Origin of the sequence: Pseudomonas sp. KBN12P06040 (assembly GCF_037574965.1) — a bacterium.
Classification (GTDB): domain Bacteria; phylum Pseudomonadota; class Gammaproteobacteria; order Pseudomonadales; family Pseudomonadaceae; genus Pseudomonas; species Pseudomonas aeruginosa.
The window spans coordinates 306,859-333,213 of the sequence record NZ_JBBELS010000001.1 but is presented as its reverse complement, the minus strand read 5'-3'; the positions used below and the strand labels follow the sequence as shown (position 1 = coordinate 333,213).

General features: G+C 64.3%; 21 protein-coding genes and 3 pseudogenes. 20 read left to right on the top strand and 4 right to left on the bottom strand.

The features are described from left to right. Nucleotides 1-35: 35 nt before the first annotated feature. From VQ067_RS01525 to VQ067_RS01485, 9 genes and pseudogenes are all read left to right on the top strand, one after another. On the top strand, nucleotides 36-1,805 hold the full coding sequence (locus VQ067_RS01525; protein WP_023109553.1) for an esterase/lipase family protein: 1,770 nt from the start codon (nucleotides 36-38) through the stop codon (nucleotides 1,803-1,805). Then, nucleotides 1,802-3,085, top strand: a complete 1,284-nt coding sequence (locus VQ067_RS01520) for a T6SS immunity protein Tli4 family protein (protein WP_153549362.1) — start codon at nucleotides 1,802-1,804, stop codon at nucleotides 3,083-3,085. Before VQ067_RS01525 ends, VQ067_RS01520 begins: the two co-directional genes overlap by 4 nt. 343 nt (nucleotides 3,086-3,428) lie before the next feature. Further along, nucleotides 3,429-3,947, top strand: a pseudogene (locus VQ067_RS01515) (type VI secretion system tip protein VgrG); the annotation flags it as partial. A gap of 3 nt (nucleotides 3,948-3,950) precedes the next feature. Continuing rightward, entirely contained in the window at nucleotides 3,951-4,448 is a 498-nt protein-coding gene (locus VQ067_RS01510; RefSeq protein WP_003133038.1) for a hypothetical protein, read from the top strand. Next, nucleotides 4,445-6,602 (top strand): annotated as a pseudogene (locus VQ067_RS01505) (T6SS effector phospholipase Tle3 domain-containing protein). The gene VQ067_RS01510 and the pseudogene VQ067_RS01505 overlap by 4 nt, the downstream one beginning before the upstream one ends. Further along, on the top strand, nucleotides 6,602-8,185 hold the full coding sequence (locus tag VQ067_RS01500; protein ID WP_317951663.1) for a type VI lipase adapter Tla3 domain-containing protein: 1,584 nt from the start codon (nucleotides 6,602-6,604) through the stop codon (nucleotides 8,183-8,185). The pseudogene VQ067_RS01505 and the gene VQ067_RS01500 overlap by 1 nt, the downstream one beginning before the upstream one ends. A 41-nt stretch (nucleotides 8,186-8,226) precedes the next feature. Then, nucleotides 8,227-9,371: pseudogene (locus VQ067_RS01495) on the top strand (IS3 family transposase); the annotation flags it as partial. A gap of 262 nt (nucleotides 9,372-9,633) precedes the next feature. Further along, nucleotides 9,634-10,566, top strand: a complete 933-nt coding sequence (locus VQ067_RS01490; protein ID WP_003084116.1) for a hypothetical protein — start codon at nucleotides 9,634-9,636, stop codon at nucleotides 10,564-10,566. A 163-nt stretch (nucleotides 10,567-10,729) separates the two neighbouring features. Beyond that, nucleotides 10,730-11,416, top strand: a complete 687-nt coding sequence (locus tag VQ067_RS01485) for a YoaK family protein (RefSeq protein ID WP_074241160.1) — start codon at nucleotides 10,730-10,732, stop codon at nucleotides 11,414-11,416. A gap of 19 nt (nucleotides 11,417-11,435) precedes the next feature. On the opposite strand, the gene VQ067_RS01480 is transcribed toward VQ067_RS01485, so the two are convergent. Further along, entirely contained in the window at nucleotides 11,436-11,858 is a 423-nt protein-coding gene (locus VQ067_RS01480) for a hypothetical protein (RefSeq protein ID WP_003118121.1), read from the bottom strand. Between the two features lie 196 nt (nucleotides 11,859-12,054). On the opposite strand from VQ067_RS01480, the gene hudA reads away from it, so the two are divergent. The 6 genes from hudA to VQ067_RS01450 all read left to right on the top strand — a co-directional run bounded on the left by hudA (nucleotide 12,055) and on the right by VQ067_RS01450 (nucleotide 16,452). Further along, nucleotides 12,055-13,545 carry a UbiD family decarboxylase HudA gene (gene hudA / locus VQ067_RS01475; RefSeq protein WP_033990119.1) on the top strand — a complete coding sequence of 497 codons (1,491 nt, stop codon included), beginning with the start codon at nucleotides 12,055-12,057 and terminating at the stop codon, nucleotides 13,543-13,545. A gap of 40 nt (nucleotides 13,546-13,585) precedes the next feature. After that, nucleotides 13,586-14,062 (top strand): MarR family winged helix-turn-helix transcriptional regulator, encoded by a 477-nt coding sequence (locus VQ067_RS01470; protein ID WP_074241158.1) that lies wholly within the window; start codon nucleotides 13,586-13,588, stop codon nucleotides 14,060-14,062. A 91-nt stretch (nucleotides 14,063-14,153) separates the two neighbouring features. Continuing rightward, a complete protein-coding gene (locus tag VQ067_RS01465; protein WP_033990123.1) occupies nucleotides 14,154-14,420 on the top strand; it encodes a hypothetical protein in 267 nt (88 codons plus the stop codon). Nucleotides 14,421-14,687: 267 nt separating this feature from the next. Then, the gene (locus VQ067_RS01460) at nucleotides 14,688-15,329 is read left to right on the top strand and encodes a suppressor of fused domain protein (RefSeq protein WP_003084105.1); all 642 of its coding nucleotides are present in this window, start codon (nucleotides 14,688-14,690) and stop codon (nucleotides 15,327-15,329) included. 164 nt (nucleotides 15,330-15,493) lie between these two features. Next, nucleotides 15,494-15,928 carry a CBS domain-containing protein gene (locus tag VQ067_RS01455; protein WP_003084101.1) on the top strand — a complete coding sequence of 145 codons (435 nt, stop codon included), beginning with the start codon at nucleotides 15,494-15,496 and terminating at the stop codon, nucleotides 15,926-15,928. Between the two features lie 77 nt (nucleotides 15,929-16,005). After that, nucleotides 16,006-16,452 (top strand): GNAT family N-acetyltransferase, encoded by a 447-nt coding sequence (locus VQ067_RS01450; RefSeq protein WP_003084100.1) that lies wholly within the window; start codon nucleotides 16,006-16,008, stop codon nucleotides 16,450-16,452. Here VQ067_RS01450 and VQ067_RS01445 read toward each other — a convergent pair. Beyond that, the gene (locus VQ067_RS01445) at nucleotides 16,449-17,315 is read right to left on the bottom strand and encodes a helix-turn-helix domain-containing protein (RefSeq protein ID WP_003111457.1); all 867 of its coding nucleotides are present in this window, start codon (nucleotides 17,313-17,315) and stop codon (nucleotides 16,449-16,451) included. The genes VQ067_RS01450 and VQ067_RS01445 overlap by 4 nt on opposite strands. 177 nt (nucleotides 17,316-17,492) lie before the next feature. On the opposite strand from VQ067_RS01445, the gene pobA reads away from it, so the two are divergent. The 4 genes from pobA (at nucleotide 17,493) to VQ067_RS01425 (ending at nucleotide 21,771) form a co-directional block, all read left to right on the top strand. After that, a complete protein-coding gene (pobA, locus tag VQ067_RS01440; RefSeq protein ID WP_033990125.1) occupies nucleotides 17,493-18,677 on the top strand; it encodes a 4-hydroxybenzoate 3-monooxygenase in 1,185 nt (394 codons plus the stop codon). Between the two features lie 174 nt (nucleotides 18,678-18,851). Continuing rightward, the gene (locus tag VQ067_RS01435) at nucleotides 18,852-20,357 is read left to right on the top strand and encodes an MDR family MFS transporter (RefSeq protein ID WP_003084091.1); all 1,506 of its coding nucleotides are present in this window, start codon (nucleotides 18,852-18,854) and stop codon (nucleotides 20,355-20,357) included. A gap of 116 nt (nucleotides 20,358-20,473) precedes the next feature. Continuing rightward, complete coding sequence (aroQ, locus tag VQ067_RS01430; RefSeq protein ID WP_003106162.1) at nucleotides 20,474-20,920, top strand: type II 3-dehydroquinate dehydratase; 447 nt, start codon at nucleotides 20,474-20,476, stop codon at nucleotides 20,918-20,920. After that, nucleotides 20,917-21,771 (top strand): shikimate dehydrogenase, encoded by an 855-nt coding sequence (locus VQ067_RS01425; protein ID WP_023095058.1) that lies wholly within the window; start codon nucleotides 20,917-20,919, stop codon nucleotides 21,769-21,771. The genes aroQ and VQ067_RS01425 overlap by 4 nt, the downstream gene beginning before the upstream one ends. A 39-nt stretch (nucleotides 21,772-21,810) precedes the next feature. Here the strand turns inward: VQ067_RS01425 and VQ067_RS01420 are convergent, their stop codons facing one another. Then, nucleotides 21,811-22,479, bottom strand: coding sequence for a TetR/AcrR family transcriptional regulator (locus VQ067_RS01420; RefSeq protein ID WP_033990127.1), 669 nt, complete (start codon nucleotides 22,477-22,479; stop codon nucleotides 21,811-21,813). Nucleotides 22,480-22,571: 92 nt separating this feature from the next. Continuing rightward, nucleotides 22,572-24,476, bottom strand: coding sequence for a 3-dehydroshikimate dehydratase QuiC (quiC, locus tag VQ067_RS01415; RefSeq protein WP_033990129.1), 1,905 nt, complete (start codon nucleotides 24,474-24,476; stop codon nucleotides 22,572-22,574). A gap of 546 nt (nucleotides 24,477-25,022) precedes the next feature. Here quiC and VQ067_RS01410 point away from each other — a divergent pair. Next, complete coding sequence (locus VQ067_RS01410) at nucleotides 25,023-26,348, top strand: MFS transporter (RefSeq protein WP_033990131.1); 1,326 nt, start codon at nucleotides 25,023-25,025, stop codon at nucleotides 26,346-26,348. Nucleotides 26,349-26,355: the final 7 nt, after the last annotated feature.

The window sequence follows — 26,355 nt, the reverse complement described above, 5'->3', positions numbered from 1 at the left end:
CTTGGCATATGGGCCCACATGGAGAGGAGATCGAGATGAGTGAGCCAACTAGGCTTGTGTCTACGCACATTGGGACCAATGGACACACCACTGCTCGTGTGACGATGAGTCCAACTAGTAACAAGGTTCGTGCCGAAATTACTGCCCCTCCGGATCAGGCGATTCCGGTTGTTTTTGTGCCGGGCATCATGGGTAGTCCGTTATTGACGTCAAATGCGGAGGCTGGAAGGTTACTTGGGGAAAACAATCGTTGGGCTTGGTTTCCAGACGATGGCGTGGGGTGGGTGGCGGGGTTTACTGCGAAAAGAGGGTACCGTCATCTGAGCCCGACAGAGCGGAAATTGTTGCTTGATCCCGACACTACACGGCCAGTCTCGTCTCCCGAGGATGCAGATCGTGAAGTTGTTTCCGAGCACATTACTACTCTGCCGTTGCAGGAGGCACTTAGTCGTGGTTGGGGGTCGGTGATGATCAGCTCGTACGGCGGCATTCTCAATTTCCTAGAAGCGCAGCTTCGCTTCATCATCACCTCGAAGGGGGAGGTGTATCCGGGGGTGCAAGGTGCGGTGCCGCACAACCCAGAGGTGTGGGGGCAGCTCAATGGCTATCAAGTACTCACAAAGGAGATGTTGCGGGAGGCTGCCGAGTTTCGTTATCCCGTCTATGCAGTGGGCTACAACTGGCTGCAGACCAACGGCAAAGCCGCCGACTATCTGGCGGGAAAAATCGAAGCCATCATTGATCGTTGCAGGAAAGAACTTCGAGTCAAGTGTGACCATGGGGTGATACTGGTTACCCACTCTATGGGAGGGTTAGTTGGCCGAATGTGTGCCAAACGCTATCCCGCTTTGATTCAGGGAGTAGTTCATGGCGTGCAGCCAGCGGTTGGAGCCGGAACGGCTTATCGTAGGGTGCGTGCGGGTTGGGAGGACTTCGCCGGAAGCATCGGGCTTGGTGGAACTGGAAAGAAAATTATGCCGGTATTTGCTAATGCAGCAGGCCCATTGGAGCTTTTGCCCAATCATCGTTATGGGGCCGGTTGGCTGCGCATCACTTGCGAGGGCAGAGTTGTCGCACAACTACCGGAGGCACGTGTGGGGCAGGCGGATCCCTATATGCAAATTTATATGGAGCCTCGAGCGTGGTGGCGCTTGGTTGATCCGCTTTGGATTGATCCGGCGGTCAATAAAATAAAAGGTCCCGCAGCGCTTCAAGCACTTCAGAAAGCCTGGGGGCGCTATGGAATGCGACTGGGCGAGGCAAAGCATTTTCACACCGAACTCGGTAGCAGCTATCACCCTAATACATACTCGCATTACGGCGCAGATGAAGGGGAAATGGCTTTTCATCGCGTCACATGGAATCTTCAGCCGCAAATGATCGCTGCATACCGCAAGGACCTGCCTGCTACCCGAGGGCCCGTACCATCGACCGTTCACGCTATAGGGTTGCGTATGTGGCGCGATGACCACGAGGGGACGGCTTATCTGGTTAATGATGCTGATGGACAGGATATGGTCATGCAGCATGGAGTGGGGGTCATGCGAAGCACTAAAGGCAACTCTTATGTTGGGAAAATACAGGGGCAAGACCAAGTAGGTGATGCGACGGTACCTGCGCATTCTTCCGAAGACTCGGCAAAGGCCGCTGTTTTCTCCGCTCGTATGACAGGGTTTGACCATCAGGCCTCGTACGATAATCGAATGGTGCAAAACGTCACTCTGTATTCGGTTCTATGTATCGGTGCGTTGGCAATACGAAAAGAGGCCGGAAAATCCACGACAACTACAGAAATACCCGCATGAAATGGCGTAAGTATATACCGCACGCTATCTTGCTGGGCATAGCGATAGCCGTGAGCTTCTATGCCTTGCGTTACTGGGGTGACAGCAAATTGCATAGGAATTATCCCATGACAGAATTGACAAAAAAAATGCAGACCCATTGTGTTGGGCGCTTACTCATCGATCTACCAGAAGGAACGGAGTGGGAGCCTACCGCCAGCGGGGCGCATCTTGACGGTTATTTAGCTCTTTCGGTCACCACGGGAGTGTCTGAGGCTGATTACGCTATTTTGATGGAGAAACGATGGGCGGAGATCGAGGCAGAAGAAAAGAAATCCACCAGACTTGCTCCACGGTCGGCAAATAAAAGGAGTCCTCTAAAAAATAGCTCAGTATTTATATATAACTATGTGTGGGTCGAAGGACCTGACCTGAATGGAGTTATGCGTAAAGAGGTTTTTCATGAGGCTGAGGGATATTTGTGGCGTGACAACACATTGTTCACCTTCGGCCGCACGCTAAACGCTGCTGAGGATATTCTGCGTTGGCTTCCCCGGCTGTATACACGGAAGAACAATGAAATACCCGACAGGCCAGGGCTATGCCTGAATGGAGCCTTTGTTGAGTCATACTACGACCTCAATGCTCCGTTCGAGTCAGTTAGCTGGGGATTCAGACTGCCAAAGGAGCTAGGGTTGGTAGTGCGTCATGCGAAGGTGTGGGAACCCGAGCAGCCAATGTTGGAACGTTATCGGGAAGGAGAGGATGAATTCACCGGGCTTCTGGCGAAAGATCTTGCCAAGCCGGGGGTTGTCGCCGGTCGAAAGGAATATAGAGCTCGCAAACGCAATGTAGGCGATCTGGAGGGCGATGAGCGTGTGGTTGGTGGCACTGAAGGAAGAGGTAATTGGAAGTATTTCAAAACCAACATCGGTGGCGAATGGAGTTTCCCTGGTGCCGGAAGTCCTTATCCGATGCCGAGCGTTGGCATTGATCTGGAAACGACCTTTAAGACTGCGACGAAGCCTGCGGAACTTGGTGATTTCCCCACCCACGACGAGGCTCCGGCTTACCCGACTGAGGCAGAGTTCTTTGAACTCTGGGACACAATTCTCAATAGTGTCCGTTATCGCCCCGGAGCACTGACACCTCCTCCACCAAACTCGGGTCCAATGGCCAGTAGCGTCGGTAGCCCTCCTGTTCGCCCGGCACCACTGATGACCTATGACAGAGACGATTATGTTCTGGAGGAGTTTCTCACCAGTTTGACGCCGAAAGAGAATTGGTTGGATGACTTGTAAGGACCAGAAGAAGGAGTAATTGGCAATGGATATCGTTTGGCTCGGTGAAAGCACCTACCACGGTATCACGGTCACGGAGCCGTTTGGCCAGACTGATCGATGGCGGAGGCCACCAGGTGGTCTGCTCCCGATGACGAGCATATTTCCCATCATCGGGAGCAGTGCGCTGCTGGATGTGGATGGGAACGCCGGCCGCCTTGCTCGAGATGAGGATGCCTGATTGCCAGTGGGTCGCAGAGGGCGGCCTAGAGTAGGAGAATGGAGGAGCTTAGGCATTCTCGGCAGGTCGGCGACCTCCATGCGTGCAGTTTGCCTGGAAGCTGAGCTGCTGCAGCACGCGAAATCGCTGGTCGCCGGCAAACTCCTGGGTGGCTCCGACGCCGAGGCCGGACGTGCTCTCAGCGAAGGGGAAATCAGCCTGGCGAAAGGCGTATTCGGCGATTCCATCGACTATTCCACGGTCCGCCTGCGCGACGAGGACTATGTCCCCTGGCAGGGCAAGGACTACGTGATGGCGCCGAACGGCCACATCTACTTCGGCGAGGAGTTGCGCGGCGTGGCGGACTGGAGCCTGGAGAGTCTGCAGCGCCAGGGCCTGTTCATCCACGAAATGACCCATGTCTGGCAGCACCAGCATGGCGTCAACGTCCTTCTGGTGGGGGCCTACCAGCAAGCCAGGCAGTTTCTCCTAGGCGACCAGTACGCCTACCGGTTGGAGCCGGGAAAGACGTTGAAGGACTACAACATCGAACAGCAGGGAGACATCGTTCGAGATTATTTCCTCGAGAAGAACGAGTTCGGGGAAGCCTCTGCGAACAGCAGGTTCGCTGGCGTACTGAAAAACTTCCCAACGGGATACTGACCAATGAAATGCAAGACCTTGCTCATTGCCTGCCTGTTCGGCCTGGGAAGCGTCCAGGCCCTGGCCGTTTCCAAACTGCCACCGCAGATCCCGGTGCACGCCGGCTCCGGGCGCGTGACACTGGATCTACGCCCCTTGCTGGCGGAAACCAACGACGTCGAGATCACCCGTGTTTCGGTATGTCGGCGGGCCGGCAGCCATTGCCAGGAAACGCTGTGGCGGATCGAGCTCCCGCCCGGGTGGCGTGCCGGGGAGATCGAGGTCTTCGGCGACTATCCCGGCTCCAGCGTGCTCCTGCGCCGGCCGGAGCGCTTGCAGCCAGATGGGAGCTACAACGCATTCATTCATTTCAACGAGCGTAGCCGTCGGCACCGGCAAACGGTTTCCAGCATTGCCGTCGAATTCTGCCTGGCCGGCGAACCTGGCAACTGGATGCTGCTCGACGAAGCGACCTGCCTGGCACGACGCAACGCCGAGGAGCGGCAAGGAGAGAAGCCATGAACGATAGGGTTCGGTCGAGGACGATCGTCTCTGCCCAGTCCATCACCTTGCCCAAGGGCGGCGACGTGCACCTGGTGCCGCCTCCGCCCAAGCCTTGCGTGACCATCGTGGTGCATGGCGTCAACGATCTCGCGGGTTGCTACGAACGGATCGAGCGAGGGCTCTGCCAGGGGCTCAACGAACGCCTGGACATGCCGCCGACCTTGCCCGGCGGGCAGGCCAATCCCGGCTACCTGACGCCGGCGGGCTACAGCCTGCCGGCGGACGACGAAGGCAAGGCGGAGAACCCCGACGCCGTCTACTACCGGCGCAAGTTCGCCAGTGGCGCCGGCGGGGCCGCCGTACGCAGCGTAGTCGTACCTTTCTACTGGGGCTTCCGCGAGGAAGAGCAATACATCAACAAGACCGCGGCCCACGGCGAATGGCTGGACCGCAACGGCAACCGGCTGGACAAGTCCGGCACCAAGGAAGGCGGGCAGTTCGTCAATGCCACCACCAACCTGCCGGACATGTGGGGCCAGGGTTTCAACGGCAAGCTGTTCGGTTTCATCTCGCTGGACTGGTTCGGCGGCACCATGACCCATCCGCTGTTTTCGGCGGCAGGGCGCAAGTACATGGTCCTTGCGGCCATGCGCCTGGCCATGTTGATCAAGATCATCCGCAAGCGTTACCCCCGACGACACCATCAATGTCGTCGGGCACAGCCAGGGCACCCTGTTGACCCTGCTGGCACATGCCTTCCTCAAGGATGACGGCGTGGAGCCGGCGGACGGGGTGATCATGCTCAACTCACCCTACGGCCTGTTCGAACCCCTCAACGAGAAGCTCCAGGGCTGGAGCAGCCAGCAGACCAGAGAGGCGCGGCTGGCCACGCTCAAAGGTATCCTCGAGTTCATCTGCGGCCGACGCCATCCGGTCCCCGCGCTGAGCAGCGTCGCGTTGCGCAACTGCCAAGGCTACGGCGCGATAGGCGGCCCCGGCTGGGTGGGTGGCCAGGGCTGCCAGACGACCATCGACGGGGAACGGCTCAGCTTCGATGAGCGCGACAATCGCGGCAGTGTCTACCTGTATTTCACGCCCCAGGACCAGACGGTGGGACTTGCCAACGTCCAGGGTATCGGCTGGCGCGGCATTGCTGAGCAGGTCAAGGGGCTCCCGGGAAGGACCGGGCTGCCGCAGGGTTTTCACCAGCGCATCTTCACCGTACGCAAGCGCAATGGCGAGAAGGAAAAGATCGGCGGGCACGCCCCTCCCCATGTCTACCCTCTTCTGCTGGCCGGCGAGAAGACCTGGGAAGACACCGGGCTGGGCGGCAAGGACAGATTCGGCCGGGCGAACTTCGACCAGGGCGACAGCGTGCTGCTGACCGCGCCGCGTCTGCCGTTGCCGACGGAAGCGCGATTCGATTTCGACGGAACCGTCACGGCGCCGGGAGAGAACTCCGCCAGCGGCGTCTATCAGGTGCGCGATACCCTCGATCCGATCGACGCCGCCATCGGCATAAGCAACGGCGGCTGGAAGGAAAAGGACAGCGGGCACGCCGTCGCGCAACAGGTGGACGCCGCGCTGGCGTACCGCTACGGGCGCGACGCGCGCTGCGTGGAGAGGGCGTTGAACGAAGGCAAGGAACTGGCCCTGCAGACCCATGTGTTTTCCGCTCGTGAACTGGGCACCGGCATGGTTCTGGTCACCCGCGCGGAAACTCCCTACGAGGCCGGGCTGCGCCTGCAGACGGCGGAGGGCCATCTGGAGCCCTTGTCGTTCCACTCGGCCATACCCAACAACCCGGAGCATAACCGGCGGGTACTGGCCTATGACCTGGCCATCGGGGCCGGGGACAGCGTGGATGATGTGGTTTTCTATCAGTATCTGTGTCGGGTGGCGGATTGGCGGTTGGATTGGAATGCAACTCGCGCAAAAGGAAGAGCGCAAGTTGAGTCAGATACCGAACTAGACCTGCCTGATAAAGATGTTCGCGCCTTATATCGCGCGGAAGAAGCTGGAAACCGTAAACTGATCGATTCCACAGAGATTTATCGCAGAAGTGGGGCCATTCCCTCGATTGTTGGAAATACCTTACCTAGCTTAGTGGCGACGCAAACGATAAATGATCGCTATTACGATCGCCCTGTTTGCTTTGGAGGGCCGATCTAATGCGTTTGACGTTTCCTGTCTTGTCTCTCGTTGGGATTCTGTTGAGCTGCTCTGTCGGGCAAGCAGCCGAGCCGCAATTGTCCTCGATGCGCTGCTTCGCCAGTCCGGCGGCGCCCGTTACCGCCTACGCCCCGGCCAAGGAGGCCATGTCCGCTGATGCTTATCACGCTCCGAAAACGTCGCCGCGCCTGGAAACCCTGGATGTACTCAGCGTAGGCATGAGTCTGGATGTGTTTCGCCAGGGGCAGGTGTGGAAGGCCTTGCAGGAGCAAAATGCCATGCAGGCCGAGGCCTTACATGTCGGCAGCATCCTGCCGATGGACCCGAGGAAGTATCCGGTTACAGCCGATGACAAGGATATTGCTTCTGAAAAGCGAGAGGCTGATGCTCTGGAGCTAGGACTGAAGAACTTTCTGGAGAAATGGCCTATTCCTACCGTAACGGTGGTACGTGGTTGGAACCCGAATACACCGAATTTGCGCTTCACTCCTGAAGAGACTCAGGGAAGCCTATCAGCAATGGTTAATGACATGCGCATTCCAGCAGGACTGCACTGGCATCGTATTGTCAATCTGCAGGATGGCATTATCTGCAACGATACGCCTGAAGGAGTATTGGAGGCGTTGTTCAGATTGTTCGAACGCAATCCTGACTTGCCGGCAGTACTGATATATGCCAATGAAGGCTTCAACATGGCCCTGTCCCTGATGGCAAAAGGAGAGAAGCCCATCGGTGTGGGAACTGGCCCAAGACAGCCGGGCGAGTTGACTGACACCATGGTCGCCCTGATCGTCGGCCGCCCCGAGCGGGTCGACTGGCTACGCCAGTTCGCCCCCTACACCAAGGTCAACGAAAACCGGATCGACCCCGAGTTCCGTGGCTGGGGCTGGCGCAAGCCACCGGTTGAGTTCCGCCCCACGCCGTTCATTCCCCAGCCCTGGACCGAGCGGGCTCTGGAGCAGTGGGATGCGTTGCCGGTGCTGGCCAGGCTGCATCGGCCGGTGAGTGTGCCGCTGACCCGCCCGGATACCGGCGAACGGCTCAAGCGCGAAGCTCTCACCGCACAACTGGCCGCTGCCTGGAAGACGGCCAGTGCCGGGCTCAGGCCGGCGCCCGCCCGGCTGTTCTACGACGGCGGGTTGAACGCCACGCCGCTGGCCGAACTCACCCCGGCGCTGGGCGCCGCGCAGAGTTCGCTGGACCTGCTGGACTCGCGGGAAAGCTACGACCTGACCCAGCGCCTGGGCGACACCGGCGCGGCCTCGCCCTTCGTTGGCATCGCCCTGGCGACCATGGCCAGCTACCTCAACGGCGACAGCAGCATGGTGATGCCGTTGCGGCGCAAGGACCAGGCGACCCTGATCGGCATCAGCTCGCCGACGCCGGGGAAGAAGCCCGCTCACGACCCGTTCGGCGTCGACCTGCTGCCGCAGACCGCCAGCGGCGACGGTCCGCCGCCATCGGCCGACCCGGTGGCGCCCGCCAGTCGGCTCACGACCCGGTTGCCGCCCGGCGAAGACTATGCCCTGGAAGAGTTCCTGAGCAGCCTCAAACCCAGCACCGACTGGCAGGACGATTTGTAGGTCGATGGTGTCCCGCGCCAGATGGAGTTTTCGTCAGATGACAAGGACAGGTGACCTACAAGCAGGCCCAGGTGCGGTATGGCATCCAGGGCCGGTCGACGGTTCTGGTATGGTTGCGCAAGCATGGTCGGCAGGATTGGAGCCAAGGGGCGTCGATTCGGGCCGAGAAGAGTTGCGCGATGTCTGACCCCAAAACGCTCACTCCAGAGCAGCGGATCAAAGAGCTTGAGCAGCAGCTTGAGTTGATGAGCCAGAAGGCTCAGTTCTTCGAGACCGTCGTCGATGTCCTGAAAAATGATTACGGTGTATCGGTCGTAAAAAAGCGATCCGGCAAGTCCTCTCGCAAGGTCAAGTCGCAGGACTGAGCATTGCCAGGGCTTGTCAGTTTCTTGGCATGAGCCGACAGGCTTACTACAAGCGCAATCGAGCTGCTGATAGCAAAGCACGCCAGGCAGATCGGGTTGTCGAATTTGTTCAACAAATCCGGATACGTCAGCCACGACTAGGCGCACGAAAGCTGCACTATCTGCTGCATTGCCAGCCTGATAGGCGGCTCCAAATTGGCCGAGACCGACTATTTCAGGTCCTGGGAGAGCGCCGTTTGCTGGTGTTGCCCAAGCGGGCGTATCACAAGACAACACAAAGCTTTCATCGCTTCTACCGCCATCCGAACCTACTCAAGTCAGGCCCGAACCAGGTTGTCCCGTCAGGACCGGAGCATGTTTGGGCGGCGGACATTACTTACCTGCCAGCCAGTAGCGGCCCGCTGTACCTAAGCCTGGTAACGGATGCGTATTCCAGAAAAATTGTTGGCCACCATGTGCATGAAAGCCTGCATGCCAAGTCAGTTGCACAAGCCTTTAGGCAGGCCCTACGCAAACGGCAGCGTCGCCAGTCACTGGTCCACCACTCGGATCGCGGTATTCAATATTGCTCGGCGCTGTATCAGTCACTGCATGCACGGCATGGCGTCCAGTGCTCGATGACTGACGGATATGACTGCTACCAGAACGCGCTAGCTGAGCGCATCAACGGGATCCTCAAAACAGAGCTGCTGCTGAGTAGCCCTGAAAATCTGGAGCAGACAAGGAAGATGGTTGCTGAAGCCGTGCAGATCTACAACACAGAGCGGCCTCACATGGCCCTGAAAAACAAAACGCCCGATGCGGTGCATCGGGCGTTTTGAGGCCTATCGGCCTACCTGAGCAGGTGTAAACCTATTTCAGGACTAGACAAGACCTGCCTCGCCGCGACCCGCTCCGCCGAGCAGCGCCTGTCCCTCGCCGCGAGACCAGAGCAACCGATCCTGTCCGGCCGGGAATGGCACTCAAGGCCGGGGCCAGATGGAGGGTCGATCGGCGGATAGTTCCTCGGGGCTGGCCGTTTCACGTCTATAGTTCTGCATGCTCGGATGCCGTTCCTACCAGGACTCCCACAGGAGCAACAGGATGCGCTCATGGCATGGCGTAGTCACGAAAATCGCCAAGCAAGGCAAGGGCGCCGTGGTCAAGAATCGACTCGGCCCGGAAGAGCTTCTGGTGCCCTTCACAGTGAGTACGCTCGTCGAGGTCGACCTGGACGCAAGGATCTACGGAACGGATGTGGACGACACGCCCTGGGCGGAGGGCGACGAACGAAAGGAGGTGCTGGTCGGTACCGAAGTGGAACTGCTGACCGATACGGATACCTTTCCTACCCATGCGTCCCAGGTGCTCAGCGCCAATTTCCGTTTCGCCCTCGACATCGTCAAGGGAGGGCTCAGCGGCCCGGTCAGGAAAGGGGCGGTCCTGGTCATCTACCACGACTTCCAGCAGGAGATCCGGAGAGGCGACTCCGGCAGCGCCTTCGCGGAGGCGGTCGTCGCCTATGCTCGGAACAAGCTCTACAAGCCGGCCTTCGCGATCAAGGCCGATACCAACTACGCCCAGTTGGTTCGGGATCTAGGCAAGGTTGCCGCGGAGAGCGGCGAACAGTACTTCATCGATACGATCCTCATCGCCACCCACGGCACGGCTGGCCAACTCTGGCTGGGCAACCCCCACGGCGATAGCACCGCGGACGTCATGGCCCGGCGTGTCCAGGGCAAGCAGTTCGTCGAGCCCCAGGCCTTTGGTGCGACCCTTCTCGAACTGTTCGGCAAGGAACTGGCCATCGCCCTCTACGGGTGCGACTTCGCCGGGGACGAGGACGGAGAAGCGGCGGCCCTCGAGCTGCGCATCGCCGCCAACGCGAGAGCGGTCTACGCCGGCAAGGGCACGGTGTATCTCAATGCCAGCAAAGAGGGTCGTTCCACGGTGACCTGCAGCAAGGCGATGGTGGTCTACCGGACCGACAAGATCGAGGTACTGGGTGGAAACCAGGTACCGGTATTCGATATCTGAGGCCCCGCCCCGCACTGTCATTGCCGATTGCCCAGGATCTTCGGCCCCAGACGCTCCGCCTCGCCCCTGGCCTTTTCCCTGGGGAGAGCCTTAAGATCGGGAGTCCGCACTGGGGCGGACCTTCTCTTCCTGCGGGTGGTTTCTCCGGATGCTTCCAGACAGCATGGTGGGTAGCAGCGCGCGGCGCCTTCGTTTGCGGCGGACGCGCGGGCGTGTCGGGCTCGGCCTGGTGGCCGGGCTGTCGGTACTGGCAGGCATGACCGACGCCATCGGTTTCCTCGCCACCGGCGACTTCGTTTCCTTCATGAGCGGCAACACCACGCGCCTGGCGGTATCGCTGGGCGAGGGCGACTTCGGCGGGCTGGTGCGGCTGAGCGTCGCCCTGGCCAGTTTCGTCGTCGGCAACGCGCTGGGAGTGATACTGGCGCGCTTCAGCGGGCGCCGGGCGGCGCCGATCCTGGTCTGCTGCGCGATGCTGCTGGCGGTGTCGGCGGTCTGGCCATTCGACTGGAACGTGCCGGCGCTGGTCGCCGCGATCCTCGCCATGGGCATGCTCAACGCCGTGGTCGAGCAGGTCAACGGCCTGCCCATCGGCCTGACCTACGTCACCGGCGCCCTCTCCCGCTTCGGCCGCGGCCTCGGCCGCTGGCTGCTGGGCGAGCGGCGCAACGGCTGGCGGGTGCAACTGGTGCCCTGGAGCGGCATGTGCGTCGGCGCGGTGCTCGGCGCCCTGCTGGAACAGCAACTGGGCCTCGCGGCGATGGCGGCGAGCGCAGCGCTGGCGGCTCTTCTCGCGTTGCTGGCACTGGTGATTCCGCGGCCATGGCAGATGGACTATATGGTGCGTTGAGCGGCCGGGAGCTGTCCCATCAAGATTTCAGAAAATCGTTCAGGTAAGCCTGGGAAAGCAGATCCCGGGCGATGGCGCAGGTCATTTGCCCTTCGAATGTACATTTCTCATGAACGAAATGAGCCTGGCGCCAGATTCGCTCATAGGCTTTCATCCGCTTCCGCGACACCAGCTCGCGCATGACCATGTAGCTTTTCACGCACCGATAAAAACGCTCTGCGGCCTGGTCGATCTCGTCCTTGTGCGTCTGGTAACCCCATATCACCGGCAGATTGGGAAACCCGTAGGCGTAGTCCACCAGATCGGCCTTCCACGCCAATATCGCTTTCTGACGCTCTTGCCGGCGCCACGAAAACAATGCTGCCCACGCCACCAGAAGGGTGAGTACGCCGGTGACAGCCGTGATCGCATCCATAATGCCCGCTGTATCGCACGCTTCCATGTTTCCTCCACGACGGCGCTTGCCGATCCTGTGCCGCGACTGCGCAAGGAAGCTTGCCAGGGCTTCCAACCAACCATATATCTTGCCTAGGTGGCGACCTTCCGGCCAGCCCGCGAACCGACCGGGCTCCGCTTGTCTAAAGAACGCGCCAGCACATAAGATGCATGCACACGCACTTATATGGAGTGGCGAGCCGATGAACCGCAGCGCCCTGGATTTCCGCCACTTCGTCGACCACCTGCGTCGCCAGGGCGACCTGGTGGACGTGCACACCGAGGTCGACGCCAACCTGGAGATCGGCGCCATCACCCGCCGGGTCTACGAACGCCGCGCACCCGCCCCGCTGTTCCACAACATCCGCGACAGCCTGCCCGGCGCGCGGATACTGGGCGCGCCGGCCGGCCTGCGCGCCGACAGGGCCCGCGCCCATTCGCGCCTGGCGCTGCATTTCGGCCTGCCGGAACACAGCGGGCCGCGGGACATCGTGGCCACGCTGCGCGCCGCGATGCGCGCGGAACCGATCGCACCGCGCCGGCTGGAGCGCGGGCCGGTGCAGGAAAACGTCTGGCTCGGCGAGCAGGTGGACCTGACCCGCTTCCCGGTCCCCTTGCTCCATGAGCAGGACGGCGGCCGCTATTTCGGCACCTACGGTTTCCACGTGGTACAGACGCCGGACGGCAGTTGGGACAGTTGGTCGGTGGGCCGGCTGATGCTGGTGGACCGCAACACCCTGGCGGGTCCGACCATTCCCACCCAGCACATCGGCATCATCCGCGAGCAGTGGCGCCGCCAGGGCAAGCCAACGCCCTGGGCGATGGCCCTCGGCGCACCGCCGGCGGCACTCGCGGCGGCCGGTATGCCGTTGCCGGAGGGGGTCGGCGAAGCCGGCTACGTGGGCGCCCTGGTCGGCGAGCCGGTGGAGGTGGTGCGCACGCAGACCAACGGCCTGTGGGTTCCGGCCAATGCCGAGATCGTCCTGGAGGGCGAGATCAGCCTCGACGAAACCGCGCTGGAAGGCCCGATGGGCGAATACCACGGCTATTCCTTCCCCACCGGCAAGCCGCAGCCACTGTTCCACGTCCATGCGCTGAGCTTCCGCGACCAGCCGATCCTGCCGATCTGCGTCGCCGGCACGCCACCGGAGGAAAACCACACCATCTGGGGCACCATGATTTCCGCGCAACTGCTGGACGTGGCGCAGAACGCCGGACTGCCGGTGGACATGGTCTGGTGCTCCTACGAGGCGGCGACCTGCTGGGCCGTGCTGTCGATCGACGTGCAGCGCCTGGCGGCCCTGGGCACCGACGCCGCGGCCTTCGCCGCACGGGTCACCGAGACCGTCTTCGGCTCGCATGCCGGACACCTGGTGCCGAAGCTGATCCTGGTCGGCAACGACATCGACGTCACCGAGATCGACCAGGTGGTATGGGCGCTGGCGACCCGCGCGCATCCGCTGCACGACCATTTCGCCTTCCCGCAGATCCGTGACTTCCCGATGGTTCCCTACCTCGATGCCGAGGACAAGGCACGAGGCAGCGGCGGTCGGCTGGTGATCAACTGCCTGTACCCGGAACAGTTCGCCGGGCAAATGCGTGCCGCTACGGCGTCGTTCCGCCACGCCTATCCGACGGCGCTGCGCAGGCGAGTCGAAGAACGCTGGAGCGACTACGGATTCGCCGACGCCTGAGCGCTACAATCCCCGCCCTGGCGAAAGAGGATCGAGGAAGGTGACCGGGCCAATGACCGAGACGAACGCACTGGGGCTGCCCCAAGGCCCGCTGTACCTGATGACGGAGATCGTCCGCCAGCGCGAACGGCAACTCACCGCCCTGCTTGCCCCTCTCGAACTGGGGCTGCATGAATGGCGTGCGTTGCGGATCATCCACGCCTTCGACGGTGACGTGCCGATGAGCGTGCTCATCGAGCACTCGCAGACCGACCGCACCGCGCTGGGCCGGACCATCGAACGGCTGGTGCGGCGCGGCTGGGTCAGCCGCCTGCCGGACCCGAACGACGGTCGCGCCGTGCTGGTGCGCCGCAGCCCCGCGGCACAGGCGGTGTTCGAGCAGGCCCTGGCACAGGTCGCAGGGCTCGACGAAAGGCTGCTGGCGGCTCTCGGCGCCGGCCCGGAAGAAGAGGCGCTGACCCTCGCCCTGGGCAAGTTGCTGCGGGCCTTCGACGGGCTTTCCCGCGTGACGCAATAGCCTTTCGAGGGCATCTCCGGGTTTGCGAAGCAACTCTCATCCCGGTCATGGACTGACCATCCGGCCCCCTATTTGCTGGCCGATTGATAGCATGGGCGGCCTTCGCAAGTCCATTCGACCCGCAATGCCACGCCCCCCGCACACCACCCTGCTCCTCTGCCTTTGCCTGACCCTGCCCGGTTGCGAGAGCGGCCGCAGCTACAGCTTTTCCGAGGACGCGCCTGTCACAGGCATCCGCATCCAGCGCGACGACCGCTCGCCGTTGCAGCGCCTGCGGGACTGCGAACGCCAGGGTTGCAGCGAGCGGCAGAAGATCGACCCGTTCACCCCCGATCCTGACTTCCCGCTGCCCTGGTAAGCTTCCCTCTTCGCCCGTTCCCGACGGGCTTTTTTCCGTTCCCGACAGATACCCCCAGCTGCCCTCAGCGATTTCCTACGCACCAAGAAGGAAAGCCTCTCGCCTCTCTCGGAACGAGCCGATTTCTCGGCAGTCGCCGTTCGCATTCCATTGGTCACCCAACGGCAACGAGGATCGGCCATGACTGGATTGCCCTCGCATGGCAACGGACGCGCCCCCGGCGCCTGCCCATGTCCGGCCCTACCCGCCCCACTCCGAGGACTGAAGATGAACGACTACATCGCCCGGCTGCGCGAGAAATACGACGACCATTTCGGCTGTGCGCCGAGCATCGTCCTGGACTGCCGTGACTTCTGGAGGCACTGCGTGACGGCACCGGAAATGGCGGTGTTCGGCTACCGCCTGGAAAGCAGCCGGCGCCCGCACCACGTGGTGATCACCGCGGGGATGAGCCAGGCACGGATGCACTTCGCGCCCTATATGGGCAGCGCGCGCTGGTCCAGCGAGCTGATCTGCTACCTTGACGTCCTCGGCGGTGAGGACCTGCGCCACCTGCAGTGGCTCGCCGGCCTGCCGTTCCACGAACGCCTGGCCCTCGGCCACGGACACAGCGTGGCATTCGGTTTCCCGCTCTACGAGCACAGCCTGCTGCGTCACTTCCTTCTCCTGCCGACCCCGCTGGGCGAAGATGCCGCCCTGTTCGACGGTTTCGACCTGTCCGCCCATCCGGTCGACCTGCTCTGGGTCGTGCCGCTGACCGAGCAGGAATACCAGGTGAAAGTGAACAAGCACCTGGAAGGCATCGCCGAAGTGCTGAACGACGCCGGACATCCGCTCAGCCTCGACCGGCATCGCCATTGCTACGTCACCGGCCAACGTCCGGAAGGGTTCGAGCGGATACTGCATTAGGTCGCCGGGCAACCGGAGCAAGAGGCCCGTCGCCAGGCCCTACCTTCGTCGGGGAAGCCGGCGATGACGTTTTTCAATCGGTTCGATGCCGTTTTCCCCGCTTGCCGATCCGCTCGCCGTCTACGATTCTTGCTGGACGTGAGAACGGCTCCGGAGGGGCGCGCATGAAAACCGTGGCACAACTGTTGAACGCCAAGCAGAACCAGCAGGTGTACACCATCGGACCAGACGAGATGGTGCTCGACGCCCTGCGCCTGATGGCGGAAAAGAACATCGGCGCGCTGCTGGTGGTGAACCATGGCGAGGTGGTCGGGGTGGTCAGCGAGCGCGACTACGCGCGCAAGATGGTCCTCAAGGGCCGTTCGTCCATCGGTACGCCGATCAGCGCGATCATGAGCGCGCCGGTGGTCAGCGTGGACTCGAAGCAGAGCGTCGACACCTGCATGAACCTGATGACCGATCGCCACCTGCGCCACCTGCCGGTCGTGGAAGACGGCCAGTTGCTCGGCCTGCTGTCCATCGGCGACCTGGTCAAGGCGGCGATCGCCGAGCAGGCCGAGCTGATCCAGCAACTGGAACAGTACATCCGCGGCGACTGAAGCGTACATGCCGGCCCTGCCCTTTTCCCGCCGGCTCACGCGATAATCCGCGGCTGTTCCCGTTGCGAGCCGCCGCCATGTCCTCTCCGCCGAAGATCCGCCGCTACATTCCCGCCGACCGCGATGCCACCCTCGCCATCTGGCTGGAGGCCTCGCGCGTCGGCCACGGTTTCCTCGGCGAAGCCGAGTTGCAGAAGCAGAAGGCACTGGTTCGCGATCATTATCTGGATGCCTCGGAAACCTGGCTGGCGCTGGACGGCGATACGCCGCTGGGCTTCATCGGCCTGCTCGATGCCTTCATCGGCGGCCTGTTCGTCGCCCCGACGGCCCACGGGCGCGGGATCGGCCGGCAACTGGTGGAGCACGCGGCAACCCTGAAGGGCGCGCTGGAGGTCGAGGTCTACGCCGCCAACCGCGAGGCGCTGGGGTTCTACGCGCGCTGCGGCTTCGTCGAGAGCGGCCGACGCCCGCGCGACGACGAGGGGCGCGCGCTGGAGATCGTCCAGTTGCGCCGCGAACACTAGTCGCCCTTACGGAAAACGCTCGGCGAGACGCCGCTCAGGCGCTTGAAGAAACGGGTGAAGTAGGCCGGCTCGCTGAAGCCGAGGCGGTCGGCGATCTCGTTCACCGTCATCGCCGTGTAGACCAGGTCGCGCTTGGCCTCCAGCAGCAGGCGCTGGTGCACGATGCCCAGCGCGGTCTGCCCGCTGAGGCGACGCGCCACGCCGTTCAGGTGTGCCGGGGAGATGCCCAGGCGACGCGCGTACTCGTCGATTCCCAGGTGCTCGCGGAAATGCCGCTCGACCAGTTGCGAAAAGGCCGATAGATATTCCTGACCGCGACCCGGCCGTGCCTCCGCCCGCCGGACCATCACCTGCCGCCCCAGCCACACCGCCAGCACGCCGATCAGCGACTGCAACAACAGCTCGCGCGCCGGCGCAGTGCCGGCGTACTCGCCATCTATGGCGTCGAACAGCGTGTCGATATAGCGCCGGTCCGCGCCCACCGGGTACAGCCCCGGCGCTTCCAGCGCCTGGCGCTGCGCGCCGAGGTGCGCCTGCAAGCGGGCCAGCAACGGTGCGGCGAGCGTCAGTACGTAGCCGTCGATGCGCTCGGAGAACTGGAAGCCATGGATGCACAACGGCGGTACGAACTGGATGGAAGGCTGCTCGACGCGAGTCGGCTCGCCCTCGACCTGGAGCTGCGCCCAGCCCTTGCGCACGTAGAGCAACTGAGCGAGATCGGCGTGCCGGTGCGGCTTGATCTCCCAGTCGTGCAGGCGACTGCGGGCGGGGATCGACTCGCAGTGCAGCAGGTCCGGGGTCGGCCATTCGAGGGGCGCGCCGTAGAGCTTGAACACCGGGACGTCGCGGGTGGAATCCGTCATCGAGCCCTCCGAGCGAAATGGCCGATTGCCGAACAGAGTTTATAAAAGTCCAGAAATAGATCGGCAATTTGCCTTCTATAGCACCCCACGGCAAACAAAAATACAGCCACCTCCAGACAAGATCAGCGCCGGCGCATGCGCCGCCGGCCAGCCATAACAGCGAGAGGGCTATCCGCAATGAAGACTCAAGTCGCCATCATCGGCGCCGGTCCGTCCGGCCTCCTGCTCGGCCAGTTGCTGCACAAGGCCGGCATCGACAACGTGATCCTCGAACGCCAGACCCCGGACTACGTGCTCGGCCGCATCCGCGCCGGCGTGCTGGAACAGGGTATGGTCGACCTGCTGCGCGAGGCCGGCGTCGACCGGCGCATGGCGCGCGACGGGCTGGTCCACGAAGGCGTGGAGATCGCCTTCGCCGGGCAGCGCCGGCGCATCGACCTCAAGCGCCTGAGCGGCGGCAAGACGGTGACGGTCTACGGCCAGACCGAGGTCACCCGCGACCTCATGGAAGCCCGCGAAGCCTGCGGCGCCACTACCGTCTACCAGGCCGCCGAGGTGCGCCTGCACGACCTGCAAGGTAAGCGCCCCTACGTGACCTTCGAACGCGACGGCGAACGGCTGCGCCTGGATTGCGACTACATCGCCGGCTGCGATGGCTTCCACGGCATCTCGCGGCAATCGATCCCGGCGGAACGGCTGAAGGTCTTCGAGCGGGTCTATCCGTTCGGCTGGCTCGGCCTGCTCGCCGACACCCCGCCGGTCAGCCACGAACTGATCTACGCCAACCATCCGCGCGGCTTCGCCCTGTGCAGCCAGCGTTCGGCGACCCGCAGCCGCTACTACGTACAGGTGCCATTGACAGAGAAGGTCGAGGACTGGTCCGACGAGCGCTTCTGGACGGAACTGAAAGCGCGCCTCCCGGCCGAGGTGGCGGAGAAACTGGTGACCGGTCCTTCGCTGGAGAAGGGCATCGCGCCGCTGCGCAGCTTCGTGGTCGAGCCGATGCAGCATGGCCGGCTGTTCCTCGCCGGCGACGCCGCGCACATCGTGCCGCCCACCGGCGCCAAGGGACTGAACCTGGCGGCCAGCGACGTCAGCACGCTCTACCGGCTGCTGCTGAAGGCCTACCGCGAAGGGCGCGGCGAACTGCTGGAGCGCTACTCGGCGATCTGCCTGCGGCGGATCTGGAAGGCCGAACGCTTCTCCTGGTGGATGACTTCGGTGCTGCATCGCTTCCCCGACACCGACGCGTTCAGCCAGCGCATCCAGCAGACCGAACTGGAGTACTACCTGGGCTCCGAGGCGGGCCTGGCGACCATCGCCGAGAACTATGTCGGCCTGCCCTACGAGGAAATCGAGTAGGCCGCGCCACCCCGGCGCAACGCCGGGGCACCGTTCCCAAGGCGGGACGCAACGTTGGCGCAGGCGAATATCGACGAAAGACGACCCTCGGATCGATATTCCCCGGCACCTGTCCTACCCCAGGCGCAGTATGATGCCCGCTGCCTTCGCGTTCCGTCCGCCCCAGGTGCCGTCTTGTCCGATCTCGCCCAGAACCCGCCCGCCGTCCGTACCGTCCTCGCCGGCCTGATGCTGTCGATCTTCCTCAGCGCCCTCGACCAGACCATCGTCGCCGTCTCCCTGCCGGCGATCTCGGCCGACTTCGCCGACCTCGACCTGCTGGCCTGGGTGATCTCGGCCTACATGGTGGCGATGACCGTATCGATGCCGATCTACGGCAAGCTCGGCGACCTCTACGGCCGCCGCCGTCTGATGCTCTTCGCCATCGTCGTGTTCACCGCCGCCTCGCTGCTTTGCGGGCTCGCGCAGAGCATGGGCCAACTGGTGCTGGCGCGAGTGCTGCAAGGGGTCGGCGCGGGCGGGCTGATGGCGGTGAGCCAGGCGATCATCGGCGACATCGTCCCGCCGCGCGAGCGCGGCCGCTACCAGGGTTACTTCAGCAGCATGTACGCCATCGCCAGCGTCGCCGGCCCGGTGCTCGGCGGCCTGCTCACCGAGTACCTGTCGTGGCGCTGGGTGTTCTGGATCAACCTGCCGATCGGCCTTCTCGCGCTGGCCATCTCGCGGCGGACCCTGGTCGGCCTGCCGGTGCCGCGCCGGCAACCGGTGATCGACTACCTGGGCATCGTGCTGATGGTGGTGGGTCTCACCGCGCTGCTCCTGGCCATCACCCAGATCGGCCAGGGCGCAGCCTGGAGCGACCCGGCGCTGCTCGGCCTGTTCGCCCTGGCGGCGCTCGCCCTGCTGCTGTTCGTCGCCCAGGAGCGGCGCTTCCGCGAACCGCTGGTGCCGATGCAACTGTTCGCCGTCCGCGCCGCCACCCTCAGTTGGCTGGTTGCGTTCTTCGCCAGCTTCCAGGCCATCTCGCTGACCGTGCTGGTGCCGCTGCGCTACCAGAGCGTTACCGGCGCCGGCGCCGACAGCGCCGCGCTGCATTTGCTGCCGCTGGTCATGGGCCTGCCGCTGGGCGCGTACTGCTGCGGGCGGCTGACCGCCAGCCTGGGACGCTACAAGCCGCTGATCCTGCTCGGCGCCGTCCTGCTGCCCTGCGGCATCGCCGGCCTGGCCCTGGTCCCGGTCGGCGACCACTGGCTGTCCGGGCTGTGCATGCTGCTCACCGGGATCGCCATCGGTACCCAGTTCCCGACCAGCCTGGTGGCCGCGCAGAACGCCGTGGAGCAACGCCACATCGGCGTCGCCACCAGCAACGCGACGCTGTTCCGCTCCCTCGGCGGGGCGGTCGGGGTGGCGCTGATGTCGGCGATCCTGCTGGCCCTGCTCAAGCACCTGCGGATCGGCGGCGGGCTCGACCAGGGCTTTTCCGAGAGCGCCCTGCTGAGCAGCCTGGACGCCGCCAGCGGGCCGGCCCGGGTGATCCTCCAGCATGTCCTCGCGGATGCCTTCAAGGTGCTCTTCCTGGTCAACGCGGCGGTGGCGCTGCTCGGCCTGGCGGTGGCCTCGGCATTGCCCGACATGACCCTGCGCGGCCGCGGCGCGACGCAACCGGCGGCAGGCGAGTGAGCGGACGCCGATAATCGAACGCTTTCGTCCCGTCGGCGACGGCGTCCGGTTTACAAAAGTAACCGTTCGGTACATTTTCCCGGCATCGATGACATCATTGCTGTGGAGGCTGCGCCATGACGCGCACGGTACTGGTCCTGAACGGCCCCAACCTGAATCTGCTCGGCACCCGCGAGCCACAGACCTACGGCCGGCGGACCCTGGGCGAAATCGCCGACGAATGCGCGGCCTTCGCCGAAACGCGCGGCTTCGCCGTGGACTTCCGCCAGACCAACCAGGAAGGCCAACTGCTCGACTGGATCCACCAGGCCCGCGGCCGAGTCGCCGGCATCGTCATCAACCCCGCCGCCTGGACCCACACCTCGGTGGCGCTGCGCGACGCCCTGGCCGCGGTGGAACTGCCGGTGGTCGAAGTGCACCTGTCCAACGTCCACCAGCGCGAAGCGTTCCGCCACCATTCCTACGTCTCGCCGGTGGCGCTGGGGGTGATCTGCGGATTCGGCAGCCTCGGCTACCGCCTAGCCCTGGAACATTTCGCCGAGCGTTTCGAGGCTGCCGCATGAGCGCGCCGCGATCGGTTCTCGCCGGCCTGATCGGTGCCGGCATCCAGGCGTCGCGGACCCCGGCACTGCACGAGCGCGAAGGCGACGCCCAGGGCATCCGCTATCTGTACCGGCTGATCGATCTCGACCCGCTGGGCAAGTCGGCGGACGACCTGGAGTTCCTGCTCGCCGCCGCCAGCGACCTCGGCTTCACCGGGCTGAACGTCACCTTCCCCTGCAAGCAGGCGATCATCCCCCTGCTCGACGAACTCTCCGCCGAGGCGCGCGGCATCGGCGCGGTGAACACCGTGGTGCTGCGCGATGGCCGGCGCATCGGCCACAACACCGACTGCCTGGGCTTCGCCGAGGGCTTTCGGCGCGGCCTGGCCGACGCGCCGCGCCAGCGCGTGGTGCAGATGGGCGCGGGCGGCGCCGGCGCGGCAGTGGCCCATGCGCTGCTCGCCGAGGGCGTCGAGCGGCTGGCCCTGTTCGACGTCGACCCGGCGCGGGCCCAGGCCCTCGCGGACAACCTCAACCAGCACTTCGGCGCGCCACGAGCGCTCGCCGGCAGCGACCTGGCCGGCGCCCTGGGCGACGCCCAGGGATTGGTCAACACCACCCCGGTGGGCATGGCCAAGCTGCCCGGCATGCCGGTGCCGGCGGAACTGTTGCGCGCCGACCTGTGGGTCGCCGAGGTGATCTACTTTCCGCTGGAAACCGAGCTGCTGCGCCAGGCCCGCGCCCTCGGCTGCCGCACACTGGACGGCGGCACCATGGCGGTGTTCCAGGCGGTGAAGGCATTCGAACTGCTCAGCGGAGTAGAGGCTGACGCCGCGCGCATGCAGGCGCACTTCGCCAGCCTGGGCGACTGAATGGCCCCCCCCTCCCGCCAAGGGGAGAGGGGACGGCAGTCAGGCACGGATGTAGCGCAATACCGCCTCGCCGATCATCTGCCGATGCCGCTGGCGAACCTCGGCGTCGTGCAGGTCGGTGCGGAAGATCCGCGACACGGTGTAGCGATTGGACACCCGGTAGAAGCAGAACGAACTGATCAGCATGTGCACGTCGAGCGCCTCCAACCCGGCGCGGAACACCCCTTCCGCTTCGCCGCGGCGGAGAATCTCGGCGATGCTCTGGACGATCGAGCTGTTGACGCTCTGCACCAGCTCGCTGCTGGCGATGTGCTCGCCCTTGTGGATGTTCTCGATGCTGATGATGCGCACGAAATCCACGTGCCGGTCGTGGTAGTCGAAGCTGAACTCCACCAGCTTCTCCATCGCCTTGGCCGGAGGCAGCGCACCCAGCCGCAGGGTGCCCTCGATACCGCGGATGTCGCTGTAGAGCTTCTCCAGCACGGCCTGGTAGAGCTGCTCCTTGCTGCCGAAGTAGTAATAGATCATCCGCTTCGAGGTATGCGTGCGCTCGGCGATGGCGTCCACCCGCGCACCCGAGAGGCCCTGGGCGACGAACTCGTCGATGGCGGCGCGGAGGATGTCCTGGCGGGTCTTCTCGGGATTGTTCTTGCGTCCCTTGCCGCGCGGAGCGGATTCCTCCACGAGGGCGGGATCAGGCTTGGACATCGGTGACTCACTCGTGGCCGGCGGGAATTGCGGCCGATTATGCGGGGCCCGCCCGGCTGTAGGAAGAGCACCTGCCGGAGCCCCGACAATTCTCACAGCTTGGCCCGGCGCACACCCCGCCGCGCTTGCGCCATCGCCGCCAGGCGCACCGGCACGTTGGCCGCGCCGTAGCCGGCGTAGCCGTGGCGGCGCTGGAGGATCTCGAAGAAGAAACGCTCCTCGAACGGCTCGGTGAACACATGGAACAGCTCGCCGCCCTGGGCGTCGCGGTCGTAGAGGACGTTGTAGTAGGCCAGTTCGCTGAGGAACTCGTCGTCGAAGTCGAAGCGCGCGGCGAGGTCGTCGTAATAGTTCAGCGGGATTTCCAGCAGTGCGACCCCGGCCTCCTTGGCCTGGGCCACGGCGGCGAAGATGTCGGCGCAATCGAAGGCGATGTGGTGCACGCCGGAACCGCGATAGCTGGACAGCGATCGGGCGATGGCGGTGTTGCGGTCCTCGGAAATGTTCAGCGGCAGGCGCACGCTGCCGCAGGGGCTACGCACGGCACGGCTGGTGACCAGGCCATAGGGGTCGGGCAGCACCACCTCGTCATCGGCGCCGAAGTCGAACAGGCTCTTGTAGAACAGCACCCAGCTGTCCAGGCCTTCGGCGGGCAGCGCCAGGGCCACGTGGTCGACGCGTCGCAGGCCGAGGCCGGAGGTGTCGGCGTCGTTCGTCACGAAGTCGCTGTCGTAGATGCTGCGGCCCTCGGTGTGCCGCTCGACCAGATACAGCAGGCTGCCGTCGAGGGCGCGCACCGCCGGGATTTCCCGCTCGTTGGGGCCGAGCAGTCCGCGGTACGGCTGGCCTCCGTACGCACGAGCGCGCTCCAGCGCCTGGCCGGCGTCACGCACGCGCAGCGCGGTGGCGCACAAGGACGGTCCGTGGGCCTCGAAGAAACCGTGGGCGAAGGAATAGGGCTCGGCGTTCAGTACCAGGTTGATGTCGCCCTGGCGCAACAGGCTGACATTCTTCGAACGGTGCTCGCCGGCCCTGGCGAAGCCCAGTCGCTGCAACCACTGGCCAAGGCGCGCGCCGAGCGTCTCGTCGACGGCGAACTCGAGGAACTCGATGCCGTCGCAGAGGCTTGCCGGCGGCGGCGCGAACAGCTCGTCCACCGCCACGTGCAGCGTCTGGCGTTGCAGGCGCTCGCGGGTCTTCTCCTCGAGGTAGAGCAGCGAGCGCAGGCCGTCGACGGCGTTGGCGCGGGTCGGCGCGGCGCGGAAGCCGTCGTTGAAGACCTCCAGCGACAGCGGACCGCGATAGCCGGACGCGACGACCGGCGCGAGGAAGCCTGCCAGGTCGAAGCCGCCCTGACCCGGGAAGCAGCGGAAGTGCCGGCTCCATTCCAGCACGTCCATTGCCAGCAAGGGCGCGTCGGCCATCTGCACGAAGAAGATCTTTTCCCCCGGAAGATCGGCGATGCCGCGCGGATCGCCGTCCAGCGAAAGGGTATGGAAGCTGTCGAGGATCAGCCCGAGGTTCGCCTGGTCGGCCCGCCGCACCAGGTCCCAGGCCTGCTCCCAGGTGTTCACCTGGCGCCCCCAGGCCAGCGCCTCGTAGCCGATGCGCAGGCCGCGGACGGCGGCGCGCTCGGCCAGCTGCCGGAGGTCATCGGCCAGCAGCGCCGGTTCGCCGAGGGCATCGGCAGCGACGTTGCTGCACACCAGCATTAGGTCGGTGCCGAGCTCCTGCATCAGGTCGAACTTGCGTTCGGCGCGCTCCAGGTTTCGCCCCAGGCGTCCCCGGCGGCAGCCCTCGAAGTCGCGGAACGGCTGGAACAGCAGGATCTCCAGGCCCAGGTCGGCACACAGCCGGCGTACGTCGCGCGGGCTGCCGTCGTAATGAAGCAGGTCGTTCTCGAAGATTTCCACCCCGTCGAAACCGGCGGCGGCGATGGCCTCGAGCTTTTCCGGCAGGGTGCCGCTCAGGGATACGGTGGCGATCGAACGCTGCATGCTTCGACTCCTCAATGCGCCCTACGGCGCCTGGCGCCGCGCGAGGGCCGGCGGCGGAACGGCAGAGGCGCGGATAGCCCGCGCGGGATGCGCCGGGAAGCCACTTCGGGTCGCTGAGACCGCTCGCCCGGCAAGCCGATTATTGGTTTGCGCCAACTGACGGGCAACGCAAAATGTACGAACTAGTTAGTATTCCGTTCGAATATCGAACGGAAGCACGATTATCGAATTGACGCTTTTTCGACCAATCGCGCACCATCGCAGCCACCCGTGCAGGCCGTCCCGATCTGCCGGAAGCGCTCCGCGCTTCTTCCCCGGGCACCTGCGCAACCCACGCGACATAACAATTTCAAGAATCGGGTACCCGCTCATGTCCATCGCCGACCTCTCCGTCCGCCCTCCATCCCGTCCGCTCGCCGCTCGCCCGGCCCGACCGCCCCTGGCCCGCTGACACCGGCGCGGCCCCTGGCCCGCCTGCGTGCAACCCAGAACGACAAATCCAGGCCGGGCGCCCAGGCGCCGGCCGCCGAAAGGATGGCCCCGTCAATGATCCACTCTTCCAGCTCTCGACTGCTCGCCGCCGACGCCCCGCGGGAATCCCGCGGCGGCAGGATCCGCAACGCCTTCGCCGTCGGCCGGACGCGCTGGGGCATGCTCGCCCTGGTGTTCTTCGCCACCACCCTGAACTACATCGATCGCGCCGCCCTCGGCGTGATGCAGCCGATCCTGGCCGAGAAGATGAGCTGGACGGCGATGGACTACGCCAACATCAACTTCTGGTTCCAGGTCGGCTACGCCATCGGCTTCATCCTCCAGGGCCGCTTCATCGACAAGGTCGGGGTCAAGCGCGCGTTCTTCCTCGCCGTGCTGCTCTGGAGCCTGGCCACCGGCGCCCACGGCCTGGCGACCTCGGCGGCGGGCTTCATGGTCTGCCGCTTCATCCTCGGCCTGACCGAGGCGGCCAACTACCCGGCCTGCGTGAAGACCACCCGCCTGTGGTTCCCCGCCGGGGAACGGGCGGTGGCCACCGGCATCTTCAACGCCGGCACCAATGTCGGCGCGATGGTCACCCCGGCCCTGTTGCCGCTGATCCTCGGCGTCTGGGGCTGGCAGGCGGCGTTCCTCTGCATGTCGGCGCTGGGCCTGGTCTGGCTGGTGTTCTGGTGGCGCAACTACTACAACCCCGAGGAGCATCCGCGGGTGAAGCAGAGCGAGCTGGAATACATCCAGCAGCAGGAGGAGCCGCCCGCCACCCGCGTGCCCTTCTCGCAGATTCTCCGCCGCCGCGGCACCTGGGCCTTCGCCCTGGCCTACTCGATCACCGCGCCGGTGTTCTGGTTCTACCTCTACTGGCTGCCGCCGTTCCTCAACCAGCAGTACGGCCTGGGCATCAGCGTGACGCAGATGGGCATCCCGCTGATCCTGATCTGGTTGACCGCCGACTTCGGCAGCGTCGGCGGCGGCATCCTTTCGTCCTGGCTGATCGGCCGCGGCATGCCGGCGATCCGCGCGCGCCTGCTGTCGATGCTGCTGTTCGCCTGCACCATCGTCGGCGTGGTGTTCGCCGCCAACGCCAGCGGCCTGTGGATCGCCGTGCTGGCCATCGCCCTGGCGGTCGGCGCACACCAGGCGTGGACGGCGAACATCTGGAGCCTGGTGATGGACTACACGCCCAAGCACCTGATGAGCACGGTGTTCGGCTTCGGCGGCATGTGCGCGGCGCTGGGCGGGATGTTCATGACCCAGATCGTCGGCGGCGTACTGACCGCGACGAACAACAACTACGCGCTGCTTTTCACCATGATCCCGGCGATGTACTTCATCGCCCTGACCTGGCTGTACTTCATGGCCCCGCGCCGGATCGAAGCCTGAGTCCAAG

What these genes read in the sequence shown, in the direction of transcription:
- pobA (WP_033990125.1), top strand. Translation starts at nt 17,493, where the DNA reads ATGAAGACTCAAGTCGCCATCATCGGCGCCGGTCCGTCCGGCCTCCTG.
- VQ067_RS01410 (WP_033990131.1), top strand. Translation starts at nt 25,023, where the DNA reads ATGATCCACTCTTCCAGCTCTCGACTGCTCGCCGCCGACGCCCCGCGG.
- VQ067_RS01480 (WP_003118121.1), bottom strand. Translation starts at nt 11,858, where the DNA reads ATGGAAGCGTGCGATACAGCGGGCATTATGGATGCGATCACGGCTGTC.
- VQ067_RS01460 (WP_003084105.1), top strand. Translation starts at nt 14,688, where the DNA reads ATGAACGACTACATCGCCCGGCTGCGCGAGAAATACGACGACCATTTC.
- VQ067_RS01490 (WP_003084116.1), top strand. Translation starts at nt 9,634, where the DNA reads ATGCGCTCATGGCATGGCGTAGTCACGAAAATCGCCAAGCAAGGCAAG.
- quiC (WP_033990129.1), bottom strand. Translation starts at nt 24,476, where the DNA reads ATGCAGCGTTCGATCGCCACCGTATCCCTGAGCGGCACCCTGCCGGAA.
- VQ067_RS01465 (WP_033990123.1), top strand. Translation starts at nt 14,154, where the DNA reads ATGGGCGGCCTTCGCAAGTCCATTCGACCCGCAATGCCACGCCCCCCG.
- aroQ (WP_003106162.1), top strand. Translation starts at nt 20,474, where the DNA reads ATGACGCGCACGGTACTGGTCCTGAACGGCCCCAACCTGAATCTGCTC.
- VQ067_RS01445 (WP_003111457.1), bottom strand. Translation starts at nt 17,315, where the DNA reads ATGACGGATTCCACCCGCGACGTCCCGGTGTTCAAGCTCTACGGCGCG.
- VQ067_RS01425 (WP_023095058.1), top strand. Translation starts at nt 20,917, where the DNA reads ATGAGCGCGCCGCGATCGGTTCTCGCCGGCCTGATCGGTGCCGGCATC.
- VQ067_RS01450 (WP_003084100.1), top strand. Translation starts at nt 16,006, where the DNA reads ATGTCCTCTCCGCCGAAGATCCGCCGCTACATTCCCGCCGACCGCGAT.
- VQ067_RS01485 (WP_074241160.1), top strand. Translation starts at nt 10,730, where the DNA reads ATGGTGGGTAGCAGCGCGCGGCGCCTTCGTTTGCGGCGGACGCGCGGG.
- VQ067_RS01510 (WP_003133038.1), top strand. Translation starts at nt 3,951, where the DNA reads ATGAAATGCAAGACCTTGCTCATTGCCTGCCTGTTCGGCCTGGGAAGC.
- VQ067_RS01520 (WP_153549362.1), top strand. Translation starts at nt 1,802, where the DNA reads ATGAAATGGCGTAAGTATATACCGCACGCTATCTTGCTGGGCATAGCG.
- hudA (WP_033990119.1), top strand. Translation starts at nt 12,055, where the DNA reads ATGAACCGCAGCGCCCTGGATTTCCGCCACTTCGTCGACCACCTGCGT.
- VQ067_RS01525 (WP_023109553.1), top strand. Translation starts at nt 36, where the DNA reads ATGAGTGAGCCAACTAGGCTTGTGTCTACGCACATTGGGACCAATGGA.
- VQ067_RS01455 (WP_003084101.1), top strand. Translation starts at nt 15,494, where the DNA reads ATGAAAACCGTGGCACAACTGTTGAACGCCAAGCAGAACCAGCAGGTG.
- VQ067_RS01500 (WP_317951663.1), top strand. Translation starts at nt 6,602, where the DNA reads ATGCGTTTGACGTTTCCTGTCTTGTCTCTCGTTGGGATTCTGTTGAGC.
- VQ067_RS01420 (WP_033990127.1), bottom strand. Translation starts at nt 22,479, where the DNA reads ATGTCCAAGCCTGATCCCGCCCTCGTGGAGGAATCCGCTCCGCGCGGC.